This window comes from Methylobacterium mesophilicum, from assembly GCF_036441335.1.
Classification (GTDB): Bacteria; Pseudomonadota; Alphaproteobacteria; order Rhizobiales; family Beijerinckiaceae; genus Methylobacterium; species Methylobacterium mesophilicum_B.
Window position 1 is genome coordinate 20,068 of the sequence record NZ_MLBW01000002.1, and the last position, 17,039, is coordinate 37,106.

Here is a 17,039-nt window from a genome sequence, read left to right on the forward strand (position 1 = left end):
GGCCGCGGGTGCCGGGCGACGCGAAATCGGACCGTTCTGCCCGACGATCGCGCGATAACCTTGACGCGCGCCCTTAAGCGGTCAGCGCCGCATCGTGTACTGCGAGCGGCCGGCGGATTGCCGCATCAGGAAGGACGCCATCTCGGCGAGTTCCGGCGCCTTCGAGCGGAAGGTGACGGACAGCGCCAGCAGCGTGTCCTTGTGGTCGAGGCCCGGGTAGAGGCGTTCCTGGACCGGGACGTGCTCGGCCCGCAGCTTGGCGGCGAGGCTGACCGTGTGCCGCGGCTTCACCACCGTGTCGGCGTCGCCGGTCGCCAGGAAGGCCGGGGGCGAGAGCGGGCCCGCGAAGGCGACGGGCTGCGTGGCCTCCGGATCGGGGGCCTTGCCGAACACCTTGACGGTGGTGTCCTGGTCGAACGGCAGGAAGTCGTAGGGGCCGGACAGCCCGGCGACGGCCTTGATCACCTTGGGATCGACGCCGGCGGCGATCACGTAGCGCGGGTCGAGACCGAGCATCACGGCGTTGTAGGCGCCCGCCGAGTGGCCGGCGAGCACGATGCGGCGCGGGTCGCCGCCGTAGCCGGCGATGTTGTCGCGCACCCACGCGATGGCCTCGGCGCCGTCCTCGAGGAAGCCGGGGAACGGCGCCTCCGGGTAGAGGCGGTAATCGGGCAGCACCGTGACGAAGCCCTGCGCCGCGAGGGCGTGACCGACGAAGGCGTAGTCGTCCTTGGCGCCGCTCTGCCAGGAGCCGCCGTAGAAGAACACCAGGACCGGCGCGTTCTCGGCGCCCGCGGTGGGAACGTAGACGTCGAGCCGCCGTCGCGGCCCCTCGCCGAAGGGCTGGTCCTTCGCGGCGAGCCGCCCCCCCGGATCGCGCGGGCCGATCGCGTCGAACAGCGCGAGCGGCGAGGCGGCGGTGAAGCCGAACGCGGCGAGCCCGAGGCAGAGCAGGCTCGCGAGCGCGGTGAGGAGACGTGTCATATCCCATCCGGTTGTCCCGATCCGATCATACCGCACCGCCCTCGGGGCGGATTGATGACGGTCTCGGGGCGGATCACGAAAAATCAGGTCCGCAGCACGATGCAGGCGCCGCCGACCTTGCGGATGCGGCCGCACAGGTCATCGGCCGCCTGCCGGCTCTGCGCCGGGATGCGGATCCGGTAGAAGGCGCGGGTCCCGCGGTTGCGCAGGCGCGTGCCGATGATCATCGGCCGCACCTCGCCGATCACCCCCGCGTAGGCGCTCCGCGCGCGGTTGAAGCTCTGGAGTGCCAGCGCCTTGGAGAAGTTGCCGGCCAGCTGGATGCCCCAGGGGGCGGCCGGCCCCTCGTTGAGGCCGAGGGCGAAGCGGTCGCCGCGCGACGGGACGCGCAGGCTGGCGGTGACCTGCAGGCAGGTCTGCGGCGCCTCCGGCTTGGCGTCCTTCGGATCCTTTGCCTCGGGCTTGCTGTTGGACTTGCCGTCGGACTTGGCGGGCGCGCCGCCCTCCGGGAATTCGATCGCCTTGCCGGGGCCGGTCCGCCAGTCGTCCACCGGCTGGCCGGTGATCGCGGCCACGTAGGCCCGGGTCTCGGCGGGCAGGCCGCCGTCGCCGGCGAGCCACTTGCTGACCCGCGCGGCGCCGCCGTTGTAGGCCGCGGCGGCGAGCCCGAGGTTGCCGAACTGCGTCTTCAGGTCGGCGAGCAGGTGCGCCGCGTGCGGGATCGCCTGCTCGGGGTCGAACGGGTCGAGGAGGCCGCGCTCCCGGGCCGTCCCGGGCATGAACTGTGCGACGCCCTGCGCGCCGGCCGGACTCACCACCCCGACGCGGAAGCTGCTCTCGCGCCAGATCAGGCGGGTCAGGAACGGCACCGGCAGGCCGCGGGCCCTGGCCGAGTCGTCGATGAGGCGGCACAGGGCCTGCTCGACGGTCTCGGTCGCCCCCTCGGACGGGGCGGCCGCGGCCGGATGCGCGCATGCGAGGGCGAGGAGCAGCGCGCCGAGGCGCAGGGGCGGGGCGGTCACGCCGCGCATGTAGCGACGCGCGGGGGCGGATCAATCCGCGCGGCCAACCTTCCTGGGGGATCATCCGGCCCCGGCGCGCGAGCGTTGCACCTTTGCACACTGGCGCGACCGGGCCGCGCCGTCGTAGCGTCCCGGGCTCAGAGAGCCGCCCCCGACGCGGCCCCACGGGAGGAACCGCCGATGTCCGATCTGACAACCCTGCGCGGCCTGTCCGGCCTGAGCCCCGCGCCGGCCCCGCTCAGAAGCTCGGCGCTCGTGATGATCGACCTGCAGCAGACCTACCGGGAGGGCGTGATGCGGCTCGACGGCGTCGAGCCCGCGCTCCGCGAGGCGGCGGCGCTGCTGCGACGGGCGCGCGAGGCCGGGATCCCGGTGATCCACGTCCGCCACGATGCCGGGCCGGGCTCGCCCTACGACGTGACCGCCCCGATCGGCCAGATCAGCCCGGAGGTGGCGCCGCAGGGCGACGAGCCGGTCGTCACCAAGGCCTATCCCAGCTCCTTCGTGGGCACCGACCTCCAGGCGCGGCTCGAGCAGGCCGGCGTGAAGGACGTCGTCCTGGCGGGATTCATGACGCATATGTGCGTCAACTCCACCGCCCGGAGCGCCTTCAACCTCGGGTTCCGCCCCACCGTCGTGGCGGCCGCCACGGCGACGCGGGACCTGCCCGGTCCGGACGGCGGCGTGGTGCCGGCGGCCCAGCTCCAGGCCGCGAGCCTCGCGGCCCTCGGCGACCTGTTCGCGGTGGTCGCGCGCGGGCAGGGCGATATTCCCGACTGAGGCAGCNGTCGCCGGCTCGGCGGGGTTGCCGGCGTAGGCGATCCAGGCCAGGCGGGGCAGGCGCGCGAGCCAGGGCGGGAGCGCGGCGAGACGGTTGCAGGCGAGCCGGATCAGCTCGAGGTCGCCCGCCCCCGACAGGCTGTCGGGCAGCGCGGTGAGCCGGTTGCCGGCCAGCATCAGCTTCTGCAGGCGCGGCCGCTCGCCGAGGGCGGCGGGCAGCTCCGCGATCGCGTTGTCGGTCAGCGTCAGCCAGCGCAGATCGCGCGGCAGCGATTCCGCCGGCACCTCGCGGATGCCGCAGCCGCGGAAGCCCAGCTGGCTGAGCGCCGGGCAGGTGCCGAGGACCGGCGGGAGCCGCGGGAACGGGTTGCCGGAGCAGAACAGCACGCGCAGGCGGTGGAGGCGGCCGAGATCGTCCGGCAGGTCGGCGAGGCTGCCCCGGCCGAGATCCAGCACCTCCAGCGTGTCGGCGAGGGCGAAGACCTCGTCCGGCACCGCTGCGAGCCCGTCGGGCAGCCGCAGCTCGCGCGCGCCGCCGAGATCGCCGCGCCGCAGGGCGGCGAGGGTTTCGCTCCGGTCCAAGCCTCAGCCCCGCTTGAAGAAGGCGTCGGCCGCGCCCTGCGCCGCCTGCTTGGCGGCCCGCGCCGCCTCGAGCCGGGCGATCTCGGCGCGCAGGAGCGCGACGCGCTCGTCGAGATCCCCGAGCGAGAGCGTGTCGAGGGGCTGCCCGATCTCGTGGGCAACGGCCTTGCGCGGCCGGTCGTCGTCGTCCCGCACGTCGTGTCCTCCCTAAAGGAACGGTGTTCCGGCCCCGTCCCAGGCGAGGCCGAGATGGGCCGCCACGGTGGCGCCGATATCCGCGAAGGTCTCCCGCTGCCCGATCGGCCGGCCGGCCACGCCGGGACCGAAGGCCAGCACCGGCACCTGCTCGCGGGTGTGGTCGGTCCCGGTCCAGGTCGGATCGTTGCCGTGGTCCGCCGTGATGACCGCGAGGTCGCCCGGCGCCAGCGCCGCCCGGATCTCGGGGAGGCGGGCGTCGAACGCCTCCAGCTCCGCGGCGTAGCCCGGCACGTCGCGCCGGTGGCCGTGCTCGGTGTCGAAATCGACGAGGTTGACGAAGATCAGGCCGCCCTCCGGGAGCGTCGCCAGCGCGTCGAGCCCCGCGGTCACGCAGGCCGCGTTCGGGCCCGGCCTGATCTCGCGGCCGGTGGCGCGGTGGGCGAAGATGTCGCCGATCTTGCCGACGCTCACCACGGCGCGGCCGGCCGCCTCGGCGCGGTCGAGCAGCGTGCGCCCGGGCGGGGCGACGGCGAGATCCTTGCGGTTGCCGGTCCGGCGGAAGCCCGTCTCCGGTGTCCCCACGAACGGCCGGGCGATCACCCGGCAGACGCGGTAGGGGTCGCACAGGCGGCGCGCCGCGCGGCACAGGTCGTAGAGCCGCTCCAGCCCGAACGCCTCCTCGTGGGCGGCGATCTGGAACACGCTGTCGGCCGAGGTGTAGCAGATCGGCCGGCCGGTCCGGAGATGCTCGGCGCCCAGCGCGTCGATGATCGCGACCCCGGGCGCGTGGCAGTCGCCCAGGATGCCCGGGAGGCCGCCCTCGGCGACGAGCGCGCGGACCAGCTCCGGCGGGAAAGCCGGCCGGGTCTCGGGGAAATGCCCCCAGGGCTCGGTCAGAGGCAGCCCGGCGATCTCCCAGTGGCCGGAGGGCGTGTCCTTGCCGGCGGCCCGCTCCACCGCGTGGCCGTAGGCGCCACGGGCTGACCGAGACGCTGCTGTCGATCCTGCCCGTGCGGGCCGGCGCCATCGCGGAGACGATCCTCGGCGAGGAGCGGGCCGCCCGGGCGGTGATCCGCTCGGCCGCCGCGGCCCCGTGAGGCGGCCGGTCGATCTCGACCAGGACCGGGTCGTCGCCCTGTCGGCGAGGTGGGGCAGCCGCAGGGGGCCGGCGCGCAGCCCCGCCCGGTCGCCGCTTCCCGCCGCGCAGCGCTCGGCGATGTGCCCCAGCGTGTCGGACCCGGCATCGCCGTATCGGTCCGCGTCCGGGGCCCCGCCGACGCCCACGGAATCGAGGACGATGATGAGGGCGCGCGCCACGGTCAGGCGGACTCCAGCTCGGCGGGCGCGTCGCTCTCGAGCGCGAAGGCGGCCTTGAACAGGGCGCGGGTGTAGGGCGTCTGGGGATCGGCGAAGATCGTCTCCGCCGCGCCCTCCTCGACCACGCGGCCGTTCTGCATGACGATCACGTAGTTGGCGAGCGCCCGCACCACCTTCAGGTCGTGGCTGATGAACAGGTAGGCGAGGCCGCGCTCGCGCTGGAGGTCGCGCAGCAGGGTCACGATCTGCGCCTGGACCGAGCGGTCGAGGGCCGAGGTCGGCTCGTCGAGGACGACGAAGCGGGGATTGAGCACCATCGCCCGCGCGATGGCGACGCGCTGGCGCTGGCCGCCGGAGAACTCGTGCGGGTAGCGGTCCATGGCGGCCGGATCGAGCCCGACATCGGTGAGCGCCTTGGCGACCACGGCCCGGCGCTCGGCCCGGGAGCGCGCCGTGCCCTGGACCACCAGTCCCTCGGCGACGATGTCGGCCACCGACATGCGCGGCGACAGGGACCCGTAGGGATCCTGGAAGACCACCTGCATGTCCTTCCGCAGCGGGCGCATCTGCGCCACGCCAAAGCCGTCGATCGCCTTGCCGAGGAAGACGATCGGGCCCTCCGAGCCCGTGAGCCGCAGCAGGGCGAGGCCGAGGGTGGTCTTGCCCGAGCCGGACTCGCCGACGACCCCGATGGTCTCGCCGGTCCGGACCCGCAGGGAGACGCCGTCCACGGCCCTGACGTGGCCGGTGACGCGCCGGAGCAGACCCGACTTCAGCGGGAACCAGACCTTCAGGGGCCCGGCCTCGAGGAGCGGCGCGGCGTCGGCCGGGACGGGGTTGGCCCGGCCCTTCGGCTCGGAGGCGATCAGGCGGCGGGTGTACGCGTGCTGCGGGTCGGCGAAGACGGCCGCGGTCGCGCCGGCCTCCACGATCTTGCCCTTCAGCATCACGCAGACGCGGTCGGCGATCCGCTCGACGATGCCGAGATCGTGGGTGATGAACAGCATCGCCATGCCGAGGCGCTTCTGCAGGTCGGCGAGCAGCGCCAGGATCTGCGCCTGGACGGTCACGTCGAGGGCCGTGGTCGGCTCGTCGGCGACCAGGAGGTCCGGCTCGCAGGCGAGGGCCATGGCGATCATCACGCGCTGGCGCTGGCCGCCGGAGAGCTCGTGCGGGTAGGCGCCCATGCGCCGTTCGGCGTCGCGCAGGCCCACGAGTTCCAGAAGCTCCAGGATCCGCCGGCGGGCCGCCTTGCCGGTGAGGCCGCGGTGCAGGCCGAGCACCTCGCCGATCTGCCGCTCGATCGTGTGGAGCGGGTTCAGCGAGGTCATCGGCTCCTGGAACACCATGGTGATGTCGGCGCCGCGCACGTCCCGCATCGCCCGCTCGGGCAGCCGCGCGAGGTCGCGGCCCGCAAACAGGATCCGGCCGTCCTGGCGGGCCGCGGGGTCGAGGAGGCGCAGGATCGCCAGCGCGGTCACCGACTTGCCCGACCCCGATTCGCCCACGAGCGCGACGGTCTCGCCGCGGCGGATGGTGAAGGAGACGCCGTCGACCGCCACGGTCTCGCCCTCCCGCGCGCGGAACGCCACGGAGAGGTCCTCGACGGCGAGGAGCGGCTGGGGATCGGCCTCTGACATGTGCCCCTTATAGCGCGCCCGGCCTCGCGGCGGAGGCGAGCGACCTCACTTGGCACATCGCGACGCTGTCCAAATGCGCGAGTCCCGGCCTGCGCATCGCCTACGTCGCGGTACCGGGAACGAACGAGGCGGTGCGGCTGGCGGCTGAGCTGCGCGCCNGAGGCGCGGGCCTCGGCTCCGGCGCGGGCTCGGGCCGGACCGGCACGGCCCGCATCTGCGCCACGATGGCGCCGATGCGGGCGATCACGCCCTCGCCGGCCTCGACCTGCAGCCGCAGCTCGTCGGCGCGGACCGTGGCGGTCTCCAGGCTCGCGTTCAGGGTACGGTCGCCCTCGTCGATCGCCGCCCGCAGGCCCGCGATGGCCCGCTCGGCCGTGCCGGTCGCGACCATCAGGTCCCCGATGGTCTGGCGGAGGGCGGCCTCGTCGCCCTTCATCTGGCCGATGCGGCGCGAGAGCCTGAGGGACGTGACGATGGTCGCCGCCAGCAGGACGGCGACCAGGATGTCGGCCGCGAGGGTGACGAAGAGACTCATGACCGGACCCTCATCGGCACTAATTGTCCGAGCGGTTGTTCATCGAGGCCTCGTAGGCCTGGATCGTCGTGCGCGAGCGGCGCAGCGGCCGTGTGACCTGGACGGCGATGTGGCCGTCGACCCGGCCGATCCGCCCCTGCGTGAGCGCCCAGTCGCCGCAGCGCACGGTGATGAGGTCCGAGGGCTTGGCCTCGAACATCAGCGTCTCGCCGACCTTCAGGCTCATGACCTGCTTCAGCGGCAGCATCATCTCGTGCAGCACCGCGTCCATGGTCACGTCGGCCTGCCAGATCTCGGTGGCGAGATGGCCCTCCCAGACGTGGTCGCGGCCGAGCTTCTCGCCCATGAAGCTCTGGGTGAGCAGTTCCCGGATCGGCTCGATCGTCGCGTAGGGGAACAGGATCTGCAGCATGCCGCCGCGCCCGTCGACGTCGAGGCGGAGGCTGATCAGGATCGCGGCGTTGCCCGGGCGCGTGATGGTGGCGAAGCGCGGGTTGGTCTCGATCCGGTCGATGCCGAAGCTCACGGGCGAGAGCGGCTGGAACGAGAGCTCCAGGTCGCCCAGCACGATCTCCACGAGGCGGCGCACCAGCGTCATCTCGATCGCGGTGAAGGGCCGCCCGTCGAGGCGGCTCGACGAGCCGCCGCGCTTGCCGCCGAGCAGCAGGTCGAAGGTCGCGTAGGCGAGGTTCGAATCGACCGTGACGAGGCCGGAATTCTCCCACTGCTCGGCCCGGAACACGCCGAGCAGCGTCGGCAGCGGGATCGCGTTGAGGTAGTCGCCGAAGCGCACCGAGGTGATGTTGTCGAGGGTCACCTCGACGTTGTCCTGGAACAGGTTGCGCAGGGAGGTCGACAGCAACCGGATCATCCGGTCGAAGACGATCTCCAGCATCGGCAGGCGTTCGTACTGGACGACGCCCGAATCGACGATGGCCTGCACGCCCCCGGCCCCGGAGGCCGAGAGCTCGCGCATGGAGAAGCCGAGGACGCCGTCGATCTCGTCCTGGTTGAGCACCCGGTCGTTGCCGGCGAGTTCGGGGAGGTTGTCGCTCTCCCCGTCCTCGATCATCGTCGCCCATTCGGCGGCGACGTCGCCCGCGTTGCGCGTGGTGCCCTGCTCGGCGAGCGCCGCGCCCCACTCCTCGGCCAGCGACGTGTCGCCGCCCTCGGCCCCCTGTTCCAGGAGGGCCGCCGACCAGTCGTCCTCGGGGAGTTCGTCCTCGGGTTCCATCAGGCGTGCTCGCTCGGGGCCCGGCGCGGCGCGGCGCGCGAGGGGATCGACTGGGTCGCGGGCACGCTCACTGGACGATCACGTCCTTGAACAGCACCGCGTCGACCTTGGCGGGGTAGAGGGCGATGTTGATCCGGCGCAGCAGCTCCTCCCGCAGCCGGAACAGGCCCACCGAGTTGGTGATGTCGCTCGCGCGAAGCTCGCGCATGTAGACCTGCAGCGCGTCCTCGACCCGCGGCATCAGGGGCTTCACCTCTTCCTCGACCTTGGCGTCCTTCAGCTCGAGGGAGATCCGGACCTTCGCGTACTTGGCCTTGTCCTGCGGCAGCTCGGGGGAGAGGTTGAGGAGCATCTCGCGCACGTCGACGAAGACCACGGGCTTCTTGCCGTCCGGGCCGGCGCCCTTGGCGTCGCCGTGTCCCCCGCCGTGGCCGCCGCCCTGCGCGGCTTCCTTGCCGTCGCCGTGGCCGCCGCCGCCCATCATCAGGTAGGCGCCCGCACCGCCGCCCGCCGCCAGCACCAGAACGGCGACGGCCACCATGATCATGAGCTTCTTCTTGCCCTTCGGGGCGCCGTCGGCTCCGGCCTCGCCTTCCTCGGCGGAGGCCTTCTTCGGCTTCTTGGCCATGGAATAATGCTCTCTCGCGGTAGACCGCGCGCCAGGTACACGGCGATATCGGAGCATCACGGTTAACGCGCCGTTAAGGAGGCAATTCCTGCCGGGTCAGGTTTGCCGCGGCGCAGGCCCGGCGCGGCCGGGACCTCCGAGCGCGGCTAACCAAGTCTCTGCCACACCGATAAAATTCGCCGCAGCGGGTTTTGGCACAGCGGATGCTGAATGGATCGTTGCCGCCTCCGCGGCCCGCGAGTCCCAGAGTCCACGATGCAGAATGCCCTCTTCGTCGGCGTGTCGAGCCAGATGGCGCTCCAGCGCGAGCTGGACGTGATCGCCAACAACATGGCGAACGTCTCGACCACGGGCTTCAAGGCGCGGAACACCCGCTTCGAGGAGTACCTCATGCCGGTGGCGAGCGCGGACTCGTTCGCCCGGCCCGACCGGCGCCTGTCCTACGTGATCGACCAGGGGACCACCCTCGATCTCGGGCAGGGCCCGATCGAGCAGACCGGCAACCCGCTCAACGTGGCGGTCAAGGGCTCGGCCTTCATCGCCGTGCAGTCGCCCCAGGGCGAGCGCTACACGCGCAACGGCGCCTTCGAGCTCGACGCGCAGGGCACGCTCGTCACCAGCGACGGCTACAAGGTCGTGGGCGAGGGCGGGCCGATCAGCATCAACCCGCAGGAGACCGGCCTCGCCATCGGCCCCGACGGCACCGTCTCGACCAATCTCGGGATCCGCGGGCGGATCAAGCTCGTCACCTTCGCCAACCCGCAGCGGCTGACCAACGAGGGGACCAACCTCTACGCCTCGCCGGAGCCCGCGCGCCCCGCCGGGATCGACGGGCGTCTCGAACCCGAATCGCTGGAGCGCTCCAATGTCCGCCCGGTCATCGAGATGACCCGGCTCATGGACGTGAACCGGTCCTACGCCATGGTGTCGAGCATGATCTCGCGCCTCGACGACCTGCGGGGCACGGCGATCCGCCGCCTCGCCGACGTCGCCTGAGGAGGCCTGACCGATGCGCGCCCTCTACTCCGCCGCCACCGGCATGGCGGCCCAGGAACTCAACGTCCAGGTCATCTCCAACAACATCGCGAACCTGCGCACCACCGGCTACAAGCGCCAGCAGGTGCACTTCCAGGATCTGCTCTACCAGAACCTGCGCCGGGCCGGTACCTCGACTTCGCAGCAGAACACCCAGCTCCCGGCCGGCCTCAGCCTCGGCTCGGGCGTGAAGACCACCTCGACGGCCCGCGTGATGTCGCAGGGCACGCTCTCCTCGACCGAGAAGGACTACGACGTCGCGATCCGCGGCGAGGGGTTCTTCCGGGTGACGCTGCCGGACGGCCGCACCGCCTATTCCCGCGACGGCTCCTTCGACCTCTCGGCCCAGGGCCAGCTCGTCACCCGCGACGGCTACCTGCTCGATCCGGCGATCACGGTGCCGCAGAACGCGACGTCCGTGACGATCAGCGCCACGGGCGCCGTGCAGGCGAACATCCCGGGTCAGACGGCGCCGCAGGCGCTGGGCCAGTTCCAGCTCTCGCGCTTCGTCAACAAGGTCGGCCTCGAGTCGATCGGCGACAACCTGTTCGTCGAGACCGCCGCCTCCGGACAGGCGATCAGCGGCCTGCCGGGGGCCGACGGCTTCGGCAACCTCCAGCAGAGCTACCTGGAGGAGGCGAACGTGAACGCCGTCACGGAGATCTCGTCCCTCATCGCCGCGCAGCGCGCCTACGAGATGAACTCGAAGGTCGTCACCGCCGCCGACCAGATGCTCTCCACCACCACGCAGATGTTCCGCAGCTAACCGCGCGACCCGCACCCCGCTTCAGGCCCCTGACCATGTATGCCGGCATGCACCCCGACCCGCTCGATCCCGACTTCGGGACCCTCGACCTGCCCCGCGTCGCCGCGGGGGACGGGGACGACATCAGCCCGATCGTGCGGCGCGTGCCGCCGCGGGTGATGCCCCTCGGCGGCGCCGTCATCCTGCGCGCGGTGCTGGCCTTCCTGACTTTCGCGCTCCTCGGCGCCCTGGCCATCCCCGCCATGGCGCGGGCGGAGGGCCTGCGGCTGCGCGGCGACGTCACCGCCCGCGGCGACGTCCTGACGCTGGCCGATCTCGTCGAGGGCGCCCCCGAGCTCCTGGGCGCGCCCGCCCTCGGCGCCACCGGGACGATCCAGACCCGGCGCATCCTGGACGCGGCCGCCGCCCTGGGCCTGAACGGCCTGGAAACCGGCGGGCGGCTGCAGATCGCCGTGCAGCGCGCCGCCCGCCGCCTCGGCCCGCCGGAGATCGAGGCGGCGCTCAAGCGCGGCCTCGAGACCGGCTACGGGCTCCACGCCCCCAGCATCGCGGTCCGCTTCGACGGCGACGGCCCGACCCTGCTGGCCCCGGTGGACCTCGAAGGGCAGGCCGCGGCCCTGGACGTGACCTACGATCCGCGGACGCGCCGCGTCGCGGGCCTCGTCAGCCTCGGCGAGCGGCAGGCCTCCCTGCGCGTCTCCGGTGTGGTCATCGAGCTGCGCGAGGTGGCGGTGCTCACCCGGAACCTCAATCGCGGCGAGCCGGTCAGGGAGGGCGACGTCGCCCTGGAGCGGCGCCCGCGCGAGTCCGTCGCCCCCGACGCGCAGGGGAGCGCGACCGCGATTCTCGGCGAGGTCGCCCAGAACACGCTGACGGCCGGCACGGTGCTGCGGGTCACCGACACGGCCCCGCCCGAGCTGGTCGCGCGCGGCGAGAACGTGACCATCGTGTACGAGACGCCGAGCATCAGCCTGTCGATGCGCGGCCTGTCGAACGATTCCGGCCGCATGGGCGCCGTCGTCAACGTCGTCAACGTCGCCTCCAAGAAGATCCTGCAGGCCACCGTGATCGGCCCCGGCCGGGTCTCGGTGAGCCCCAGCCCCGCGGCTCAGCAGGCCGCCGGCGCCGCCTCCGTCCAGGCGACCGCCTCCCTGCGCTGACCGCCCGCCCTGCACGCGTCGAAGAGTGATTGCCCGATGGCCCGTCGCACTGTCCTGAACCCGCTCGCCGCCGCCCTGATCGCCGGCGCGCTCGGGGCCTGCAACACCGCCGACCGCCTCTCGCAGGTCGGCGCGACCCCGGCGCTGTCGGCGATCGAGGACCCGACCGCGCAGCCGGGCTACAAGCCGGTGCGGATGCCGATGCCGGACGTGCAGCCGGTCTCGTACGCGCCCAACTCGCTGTGGCGCACGGGCTCCCGCGCCTTCTTCAAGGACCAGCGCGCAGCCAAGCTCGGCGACATCCTGACCGTGAAGGTCAAGGTCACCGATCAGGCGAACATCAGCAACGAGACCAAGCGCTCACGCGCCAACACCGAGAGCTTCGGCCTGCCCAACGCCCTCGGCCTGGAGAACAACGCGGTCGGCAAATCCTTCGGGGTGGGCAGCACCGCGCTGCTCGCCGCCACCTCGGCCACCGCCAATGACGGGGCCGGCTCGGTCCAGCGCACCGAGTCGGTGACGACGAACGTCGCCGCGGTGGTGACCCAGGTCCTGCCCAACGGCAACCTCGTGGTCGAGGGCAAGCAGGAGATCCGGGTCAACTTCGAGGTGCGTGAGATGATCGTCGCCGGCGTGGTGCGGCCGGAGGACATCGAATCCGACAACACCATCGACTCGGCCAAGATCGCCCAGGCCCGCATCGCCTACGGCGGCCGGGGCCAGATCACCGACGTGCAGCAGCCGCGCTACGGCCAGCAGATCGTCGACATCCTGCTGCCGTTCTGAGGCGCCTCTTCCCGTCCGAGGCCCCTCAAGCCGGCTCCTCCGGCTCCGGCCCGCGCGTCACGTCGAGGCCCGAACCGGCGCCGGGGGGCGGCCCGACCTTGACCGGTGCGCCGGTCCGGGCGGCCTCGTAGATCGCCTCCATCAGGACCTGATCCTGCAGTCCCTCCTCGCCCGGCGTGCGGGGCCGCAGGTTCTCCTGGATGCACCGCGCGAAATGATCCAGCTCCAGGGCGAACTGGTTCTTCGGGCTCAGGACCTTCTCGTCCCGGGCGGCGTTCCTGCCGTCGCGGTGGCCGATATAGAGACGCTGGCCCTGGTAGGCGAAGGCGTTCTGGAGATCGACCGACGCGGTCCCGGTGTGCAGGGTCAGGCTCCGCGCCTCGTAGACCCCGTAGCTCGACAGGCACTGGGCGATCACGCCGGACGGGAAGTGAAGGGTGAAGCTCGCCGTCTCCTCGACCTCGCGGTACTTGGGATCGTCCGGCGGCGCGTGGATCTGGGCCTGGATCAGGTTCGGCTCCTCGCCGAGAACCGCGCGGGCGGTGTTCAGGCAGTAGAGCCCGATATCCGGCAGCGAGCCGCCGCCCGCCAGCGCCTTCCGCAGGCGCCACTGCTCCGGCAGCCCGGTGGTCTGGCCGTTGAAGGCCTGGATCAGCCGGGGCCGGCCGAACTCGCCCGAGCGGGCGAGCTTGATCACGGCCCGGTTGTAGGGCTCGTACTGGCACCGGTAGGCGATCATCAGCTTGACGCCCGCCTTCGCGCAGGCCGCGATCATCTCGCGGCACTCGTCCGAGGTCACCGCCATCGGCTTCTCGCAGAGCACCTGCTTGCCGGCCGCGGCGGCCGCCACGACGTTGTCCCGGTGCACGCCGTTCGGTGTGACGATGTAGACCGCCTGGACGTCGGGGTTGGCCTTCAGGCGATCCCACGCGTCGTAGCCGTAGACGGCGTCGTCCGGCAGCCCGTACTGCCGCGCCACGAGCTTCGCCTTGTCGGGCGAGCCCGACATCACGGCGGCGAGGCGGGCGCGCTTGCTCTCGCCGAACGCGGGGAGGATCTCGTCGAGGCTCAGGCGCCCGAGGCCGACGACGCAGTAGCCGACGCGCTGGCCCGGCGGCTGCGGCGCCGGGGTCGGGGCGGGCGGCCTGTCGCCGGGCCCGCGCCAGTTCGGGAACATGATCTTCCCGCCCTGCACGGCGCCGGTATCGGCCGGGACAGCGGGCGCCGGCGGGGCGGCCTGCGCGCCGCCGCCCACTGCGGCGCCGGCCAGGGCGCCTCCGGCCGCGAGGAGAGTGCGTCGTGAGAGCCGGGTGTCGTCCGCCATGGGCCTCGCCGTGTCGCCGGATCGGGAACGCGGCGTCCGGGGCGCCGCCGTTTGCGCCGGAGCCGCCGGGTGGCGGAGCCGCGCCCTCAGTGAACGCGACCCGGATCCGGGCTGTTTCCGTCGAGAAGCGCGGCGCGCAGACGCGCCACCTCCGCCTCGCTGGCGGCGAGCCGGCGGGCGACCGCCTCGGGCTCCGTCGCGGCGCGGGTCTCGGCGAAGCCGAGGCCGACCGACTCGCCCGCGCGCCAGGCCACGTAGGCGCGGCGGGTCTCGCGGCGGCAGGGGATGGACAGCTCGACGCGATCGGGGAGCACGGCCTCCGCGGGCAGCCGGATCCGCGCCCCGTCGAGGGACACGTCGCGGACCGTGCAGTCGATCTCCGGCAGGAAGGCCGCGACGCGCAGCCGCCCACCCAGGCAGACGCGGCGTCGGGCAGTGCGGCGGCGCTCGACCACGATCGCGCGATCCTCATGGTTTCGGTTGCGGGGACAACCGGCATCCGGCCCGGACGGACCCCGCCCGTCCACTTTAACCACCCGTTTACCTTAACGCCGCGCTCAGGCGGGCGGCGGCGGGTCGGGCGCCTCGACCTCGCCGCGGCGCTGCAACTGCAGGGCGACGAACCAGCACAGGGAGGCCCAGGCCGCGCCGATGCACCATCCGGCCAGGACGTCGCTCGGCCAGTGCACGCCGAGATAGATGCGGCTGATGCCGACCAGCAGCGTCACGCTCACCCCGAGCGCCAGGACCAGCGCCTTGGCGCGGCGGTTGCGCTCGACCCGGGCGATGAGGGTCGCCAGGGTCAGGTAGGCGATCGCCGACATGGTGGCGTGGCCGCTCGGGAAGCTCGCCGTGAACACCTCCATGCCGTGGGGCACGAGGTCCGGCCGCGGCCGGTGGTAGAAGATCTTCAGCACCGTCGAGACCAGTTCGCCGCTGCCCACCGCGGCGAGGACGTAGAGGCCGATGCGCCGGCGCCCGGACACGCCGAGATAGGCCGCCACCGCGCAGGTCAGGAACAGCACCGTGAAGACGCTGCCGAGCCCGGTGATGTCGCGCATCGACTCCTCGAGCCAGGGCGGCCCGATCGGGTCGGCGAGATCGGCGGGGTTGCGCAGGGCCAGCAGGATCCGCCGGTCGAGGGCCGCGGTGGAGCCCTCGCCGACCTCGTGGGCGAGGTAGAAGAACCCGTAGCCGAGGATGCTCAGGCAGAGCAGGGCGACGAGGGGACCGACCTCGTTCAGGCGCAGCCGCAGCCACACCGCCAGGGCGGGCTCGATCAGTCGGTTCTGCCGCAGGTTGCCCGGCGCCCTCATGCCGCGGTCCCCCGGCGCGCGTCGACATCCATCAGGCATTCTCTCCGAAGGGCAGGCGGGCGACGGCGTCCCAGGGGCCGCCGCGGTAGCGCCAGAGCAGGGTCGCGGGCGCGGTGAAGCGGAACGGCGCGAACCCCGCCGACAGGTCGGCGTGCAGCGCCCGGGCCCGGTCCGGCGACACCTTGTTCTGCACCGTGACGTGCGGGCGCCAGCCCTGCCGGTCCTGGGCGGTGAGGTGGGCGTCGAATTCACGAGCCAGACGGGCCCGGAAGCGCGCCAGCGCGTCGGAGTCGAGCGCGTAGGCGACGCCGCGGCCGGTGAAGCGCAGGCCGGTCACGGCGACCTCCGGCGGCGGCACCGTGCGGGCGAGGGCGGTGATCGCCTCGATCACGCCCCGCTCCCGGTCGCCGGGCAGATGGTGGAACAGCGTCGCGTGCGCCGGGATGCGGTTCAGGGCTTCGGGGAAGTGGCGGCGCCGCTCGCCGTCGAACCGCGCGAAAGTCGGTTCGTCGAAGGCGAGCGTCAGGATCAGGGGGTCCGCGTCGGTCATCGGGGCCAGATGGCGCCCCGGGGGCTCAGGTCCAGTACAGGACGCGCGCCGCCGGCAGGTCGCGGGCGAGGCACGCGGTGAGATGGGCGCGCATCGCCTGCATGAGGGGCTTCGGGAAGACGTGCTTCACCGAGCCGAACTTGGTGCGCTTCTCCACGCGCTCCGCCTCGTCCAGCGGCAGGTCCGAGCCGGGATACCACCCGCGCAGCACCGCCTTCGAGGCCGGCGTGAACCGGTGAGTGATGAGTTCGGCGGTGAGGTCGAGATCGGGCACGCCGGCCAGCGCGTCGCCGGCGGCGCGGATCAGGCCGGCATAGGCCTCCTCCCAGCCCGGGACGGGCAGGATCGGCGCGACGGTCAGGCCGACCGGGTAGCCGGCCCGCGCCGCCGCCGCCAGGGCGGCGAGCCGCGCGTCGAGGGGATCGGTGCCGCCCTCGTAATGCGCGGCCGCCCGCGGATTGACCGAGAAGCGGATGCGCGTGCGCCGGTTGTGCGGCAGGTCGAGCAGCGGTCCGACCGCCGCGAACTTGGTGGTGAAGCGCAGCTGCACCGGCGCGTCCCAGGCGCCGAAATGCCGGATCGCCGCCGAGAGCGAGCCGGTGAGGTGCTCGATGCCGAGGGGATCGGTGTAGCAGGACGCCTCGAAGGTGGTCCCCTCCTGCGCCCGGTCGGCGGAGGCCGACGTCACCGCGCCGCGCCCCGCGTAGTCCGCGAGGTTGCCGAGGATCGCCCCGAGATTGGCGTAGGCGCGGGTCACCGGCGGCCCGGACAGCGAGCCCGCGAGGTAGCAGTACTGGCAGTGGGCCGGGCAACCCTCGGCGAGGTCGAAGCGCCAGTCGGCCGAGGGCGGGATCGGCTGCAGCCGCAGCTTGGTCGGCGGCGCCACCGTGAGCGCGAGGGTCGCCTTGGCGGCCGCGTAGGCCCGGCGGGGATTCGGCTCCCGCGGGCTCGGCAGGCGATTTGACGGCAGCCGCTCGACCGGCAGGCCCAGCGCCTCGGCGCGGGCCAGCATGGCCTGACCGTGCGCATGCTCCAGGGCGGCCGGCATCACCAGCACGCGGCGCGGGCGCCACAGGCGCGCCGGGCGGGNGGCCGGTGAAGTGCCAGATGCTGCCAAGCGCCTCGCGGGACAGCTCGCGCTCCGGCGCACCCGGCACGCCGCGCACCTGCGCTTCCGGGGTC

General features: G+C 73.0%; 18 protein-coding genes and 1 pseudogene. 5 read left to right on the forward strand and 14 right to left on the reverse strand.

Annotated features, from left to right (window positions below):
• Positions 1 to 81: 81 nt before the first annotated feature.
• Together MMR14E_RS01500 and MMR14E_RS01505 are read right to left on the reverse strand one after the other, a co-directional pair.
• Positions 82 to 984 carry an alpha/beta hydrolase gene (locus MMR14E_RS01500; protein WP_012317814.1) on the reverse strand — a complete coding sequence of 301 codons (903 nt, stop codon included), beginning with the start codon at positions 982 to 984 and terminating at the stop codon, positions 82 to 84.
• A gap of 83 nt (positions 985 to 1,067) precedes the next feature.
• Complete coding sequence (locus MMR14E_RS01505; RefSeq protein ID WP_331312512.1) at positions 1,068 to 2,015, reverse strand: lytic transglycosylase domain-containing protein; 948 nt, start codon at positions 2,013 to 2,015, stop codon at positions 1,068 to 1,070.
• A 171-nt stretch (positions 2,016 to 2,186) separates the two neighbouring features.
• Between MMR14E_RS01505 and MMR14E_RS01510 the strand changes: the two genes are divergently transcribed.
• Positions 2,187 to 2,786: a cysteine hydrolase family protein gene (locus tag MMR14E_RS01510; protein ID WP_331312513.1), complete on the forward strand. Its 600-nt coding sequence runs from the start codon at positions 2,187 to 2,189 to the stop codon at positions 2,784 to 2,786.
• Here the strand turns inward: MMR14E_RS01510 and MMR14E_RS01515 are convergent.
• The 7 genes and pseudogenes from MMR14E_RS01515 to fliL all read right to left on the reverse strand — a co-directional run.
• A pseudogene (locus MMR14E_RS01515) lies at positions 2,784 to 3,368 on the reverse strand (leucine-rich repeat domain-containing protein); the annotation flags it as partial. The gene MMR14E_RS01510 and the pseudogene MMR14E_RS01515 overlap by 3 nt on opposite strands.
• A 3-nt stretch (positions 3,369 to 3,371) precedes the next feature.
• Positions 3,372 to 3,563 carry a DUF1192 domain-containing protein gene (locus MMR14E_RS01520; RefSeq protein ID WP_012317818.1) on the reverse strand — a complete coding sequence of 64 codons (192 nt, stop codon included), beginning with the start codon at positions 3,561 to 3,563 and terminating at the stop codon, positions 3,372 to 3,374.
• A 12-nt stretch (positions 3,564 to 3,575) separates the two neighbouring features.
• A complete protein-coding gene (locus MMR14E_RS01525) occupies positions 3,576 to 4,883 on the reverse strand; it encodes a phosphopentomutase (RefSeq protein WP_331312514.1) in 1,308 nt (435 codons plus the stop codon).
• Between the two features lie 2 nt (positions 4,884 to 4,885).
• Positions 4,886 to 6,523: an ABC transporter ATP-binding protein gene (locus tag MMR14E_RS01530; protein WP_331312515.1), complete on the reverse strand. Its 1,638-nt coding sequence runs from the start codon at positions 6,521 to 6,523 to the stop codon at positions 4,886 to 4,888.
• Between the two features lie 100 nt (positions 6,524 to 6,623).
• A complete protein-coding gene (locus MMR14E_RS01540) occupies positions 6,624 to 7,058 on the reverse strand; it encodes a DUF6468 domain-containing protein (protein WP_331312516.1) in 435 nt (144 codons plus the stop codon).
• Positions 7,059 to 7,077: 19 nt separating this feature from the next.
• Positions 7,078 to 8,295: a flagellar motor switch protein FliM gene (gene fliM, locus MMR14E_RS01545; RefSeq protein WP_331312571.1), complete on the reverse strand. Its 1,218-nt coding sequence runs from the start codon at positions 8,293 to 8,295 to the stop codon at positions 7,078 to 7,080.
• A 64-nt stretch (positions 8,296 to 8,359) separates the two neighbouring features.
• Positions 8,360 to 8,920, reverse strand: a complete 561-nt coding sequence (gene fliL / locus MMR14E_RS01550) for a flagellar basal body-associated protein FliL (protein WP_331312517.1) — start codon at positions 8,918 to 8,920, stop codon at positions 8,360 to 8,362.
• A gap of 255 nt (positions 8,921 to 9,175) precedes the next feature.
• On the opposite strand from fliL, the gene flgF reads away from it, so the two are divergent.
• The 4 genes from flgF to flgH are packed head-to-tail and all read left to right on the forward strand — an operon-like array spanning position 9,176 to position 12,667.
• Complete coding sequence (flgF, locus tag MMR14E_RS01555) at positions 9,176 to 9,916, forward strand: flagellar basal-body rod protein FlgF (protein WP_331312518.1); 741 nt, start codon at positions 9,176 to 9,178, stop codon at positions 9,914 to 9,916.
• Between the two features lie 13 nt (positions 9,917 to 9,929).
• Complete coding sequence (gene flgG / locus MMR14E_RS01560) at positions 9,930 to 10,721, forward strand: flagellar basal-body rod protein FlgG (protein WP_331312519.1); 792 nt, start codon at positions 9,930 to 9,932, stop codon at positions 10,719 to 10,721.
• Between the two features lie 35 nt (positions 10,722 to 10,756).
• Positions 10,757 to 11,881 (forward strand): flagellar basal body P-ring formation chaperone FlgA, encoded by a 1,125-nt coding sequence (gene flgA / locus MMR14E_RS01565; protein ID WP_331312520.1) that lies wholly within the window; start codon positions 10,757 to 10,759, stop codon positions 11,879 to 11,881.
• 36 nt (positions 11,882 to 11,917) lie between these two features.
• Complete coding sequence (gene flgH, locus MMR14E_RS01570) at positions 11,918 to 12,667, forward strand: flagellar basal body L-ring protein FlgH (protein ID WP_331312521.1); 750 nt, start codon at positions 11,918 to 11,920, stop codon at positions 12,665 to 12,667.
• 25 nt (positions 12,668 to 12,692) lie between these two features.
• Here the strand turns inward: flgH and MMR14E_RS01575 are convergent, their stop codons facing one another.
• The 5 genes from MMR14E_RS01575 to MMR14E_RS01595 form a co-directional block, all read right to left on the reverse strand.
• Positions 12,693 to 13,991 (reverse strand): Gfo/Idh/MocA family oxidoreductase, encoded by a 1,299-nt coding sequence (locus tag MMR14E_RS01575; RefSeq protein WP_331312522.1) that lies wholly within the window; start codon positions 13,989 to 13,991, stop codon positions 12,693 to 12,695.
• 86 nt (positions 13,992 to 14,077) lie between these two features.
• Positions 14,078 to 14,446, reverse strand: coding sequence for a PilZ domain-containing protein (locus MMR14E_RS01580; RefSeq protein ID WP_331312523.1), 369 nt, complete (start codon positions 14,444 to 14,446; stop codon positions 14,078 to 14,080).
• A 102-nt stretch (positions 14,447 to 14,548) separates the two neighbouring features.
• Positions 14,549 to 15,307, reverse strand: coding sequence for a phosphatase PAP2 family protein (locus MMR14E_RS01585; protein WP_012317831.1), 759 nt, complete (start codon positions 15,305 to 15,307; stop codon positions 14,549 to 14,551).
• Positions 15,308 to 15,338: 31 nt separating this feature from the next.
• Entirely contained in the window at positions 15,339 to 15,857 is a 519-nt protein-coding gene (locus MMR14E_RS01590; RefSeq protein WP_331312524.1) for a 2'-5' RNA ligase family protein, read from the reverse strand.
• A 25-nt stretch (positions 15,858 to 15,882) separates the two neighbouring features.
• Positions 15,883 to 16,905: an SPL family radical SAM protein gene (locus MMR14E_RS01595; protein WP_331312572.1), complete on the reverse strand. Its 1,023-nt coding sequence runs from the start codon at positions 16,903 to 16,905 to the stop codon at positions 15,883 to 15,885.
• Between the last annotated feature and the right edge of the window lie 134 nt (positions 16,906 to 17,039).

Coding starts and splice junctions, on each gene's coding strand:
- MMR14E_RS01595 (WP_331312572.1), bottom strand. CDS start 16,905: ATGCCGGCCGCCCTGGAGCATGCGCACGGTCAGGCCATGCTGGCCCGC.
- flgA (WP_331312520.1), top strand. CDS start 10,757: ATGTATGCCGGCATGCACCCCGACCCGCTCGATCCCGACTTCGGGACC.
- MMR14E_RS01505 (WP_331312512.1), bottom strand. CDS start 2,015: ATGCGCGGCGTGACCGCCCCGCCCCTGCGCCTCGGCGCGCTGCTCCTC.
- MMR14E_RS01530 (WP_331312515.1), bottom strand. CDS start 6,523: ATGTCAGAGGCCGATCCCCAGCCGCTCCTCGCCGTCGAGGACCTCTCC.
- MMR14E_RS01590 (WP_331312524.1), bottom strand. CDS start 15,857: ATGACCGACGCGGACCCCCTGATCCTGACGCTCGCCTTCGACGAACCG.
- flgG (WP_331312519.1), top strand. CDS start 9,930: ATGCGCGCCCTCTACTCCGCCGCCACCGGCATGGCGGCCCAGGAACTC.
- MMR14E_RS01585 (WP_012317831.1), bottom strand. CDS start 15,307: ATGAGGGCGCCGGGCAACCTGCGGCAGAACCGACTGATCGAGCCCGCC.
- MMR14E_RS01510 (WP_331312513.1), top strand. CDS start 2,187: ATGTCCGATCTGACAACCCTGCGCGGCCTGTCCGGCCTGAGCCCCGCG.
- fliL (WP_331312517.1), bottom strand. CDS start 8,920: ATGGCCAAGAAGCCGAAGAAGGCCTCCGCCGAGGAAGGCGAGGCCGGA.
- flgH (WP_331312521.1), top strand. CDS start 11,918: ATGGCCCGTCGCACTGTCCTGAACCCGCTCGCCGCCGCCCTGATCGCC.
- flgF (WP_331312518.1), top strand. CDS start 9,176: ATGCAGAATGCCCTCTTCGTCGGCGTGTCGAGCCAGATGGCGCTCCAG.
- MMR14E_RS01500 (WP_012317814.1), bottom strand. CDS start 984: ATGACACGTCTCCTCACCGCGCTCGCGAGCCTGCTCTGCCTCGGGCTC.
- MMR14E_RS01575 (WP_331312522.1), bottom strand. CDS start 13,991: ATGGCGGACGACACCCGGCTCTCACGACGCACTCTCCTCGCGGCCGGA.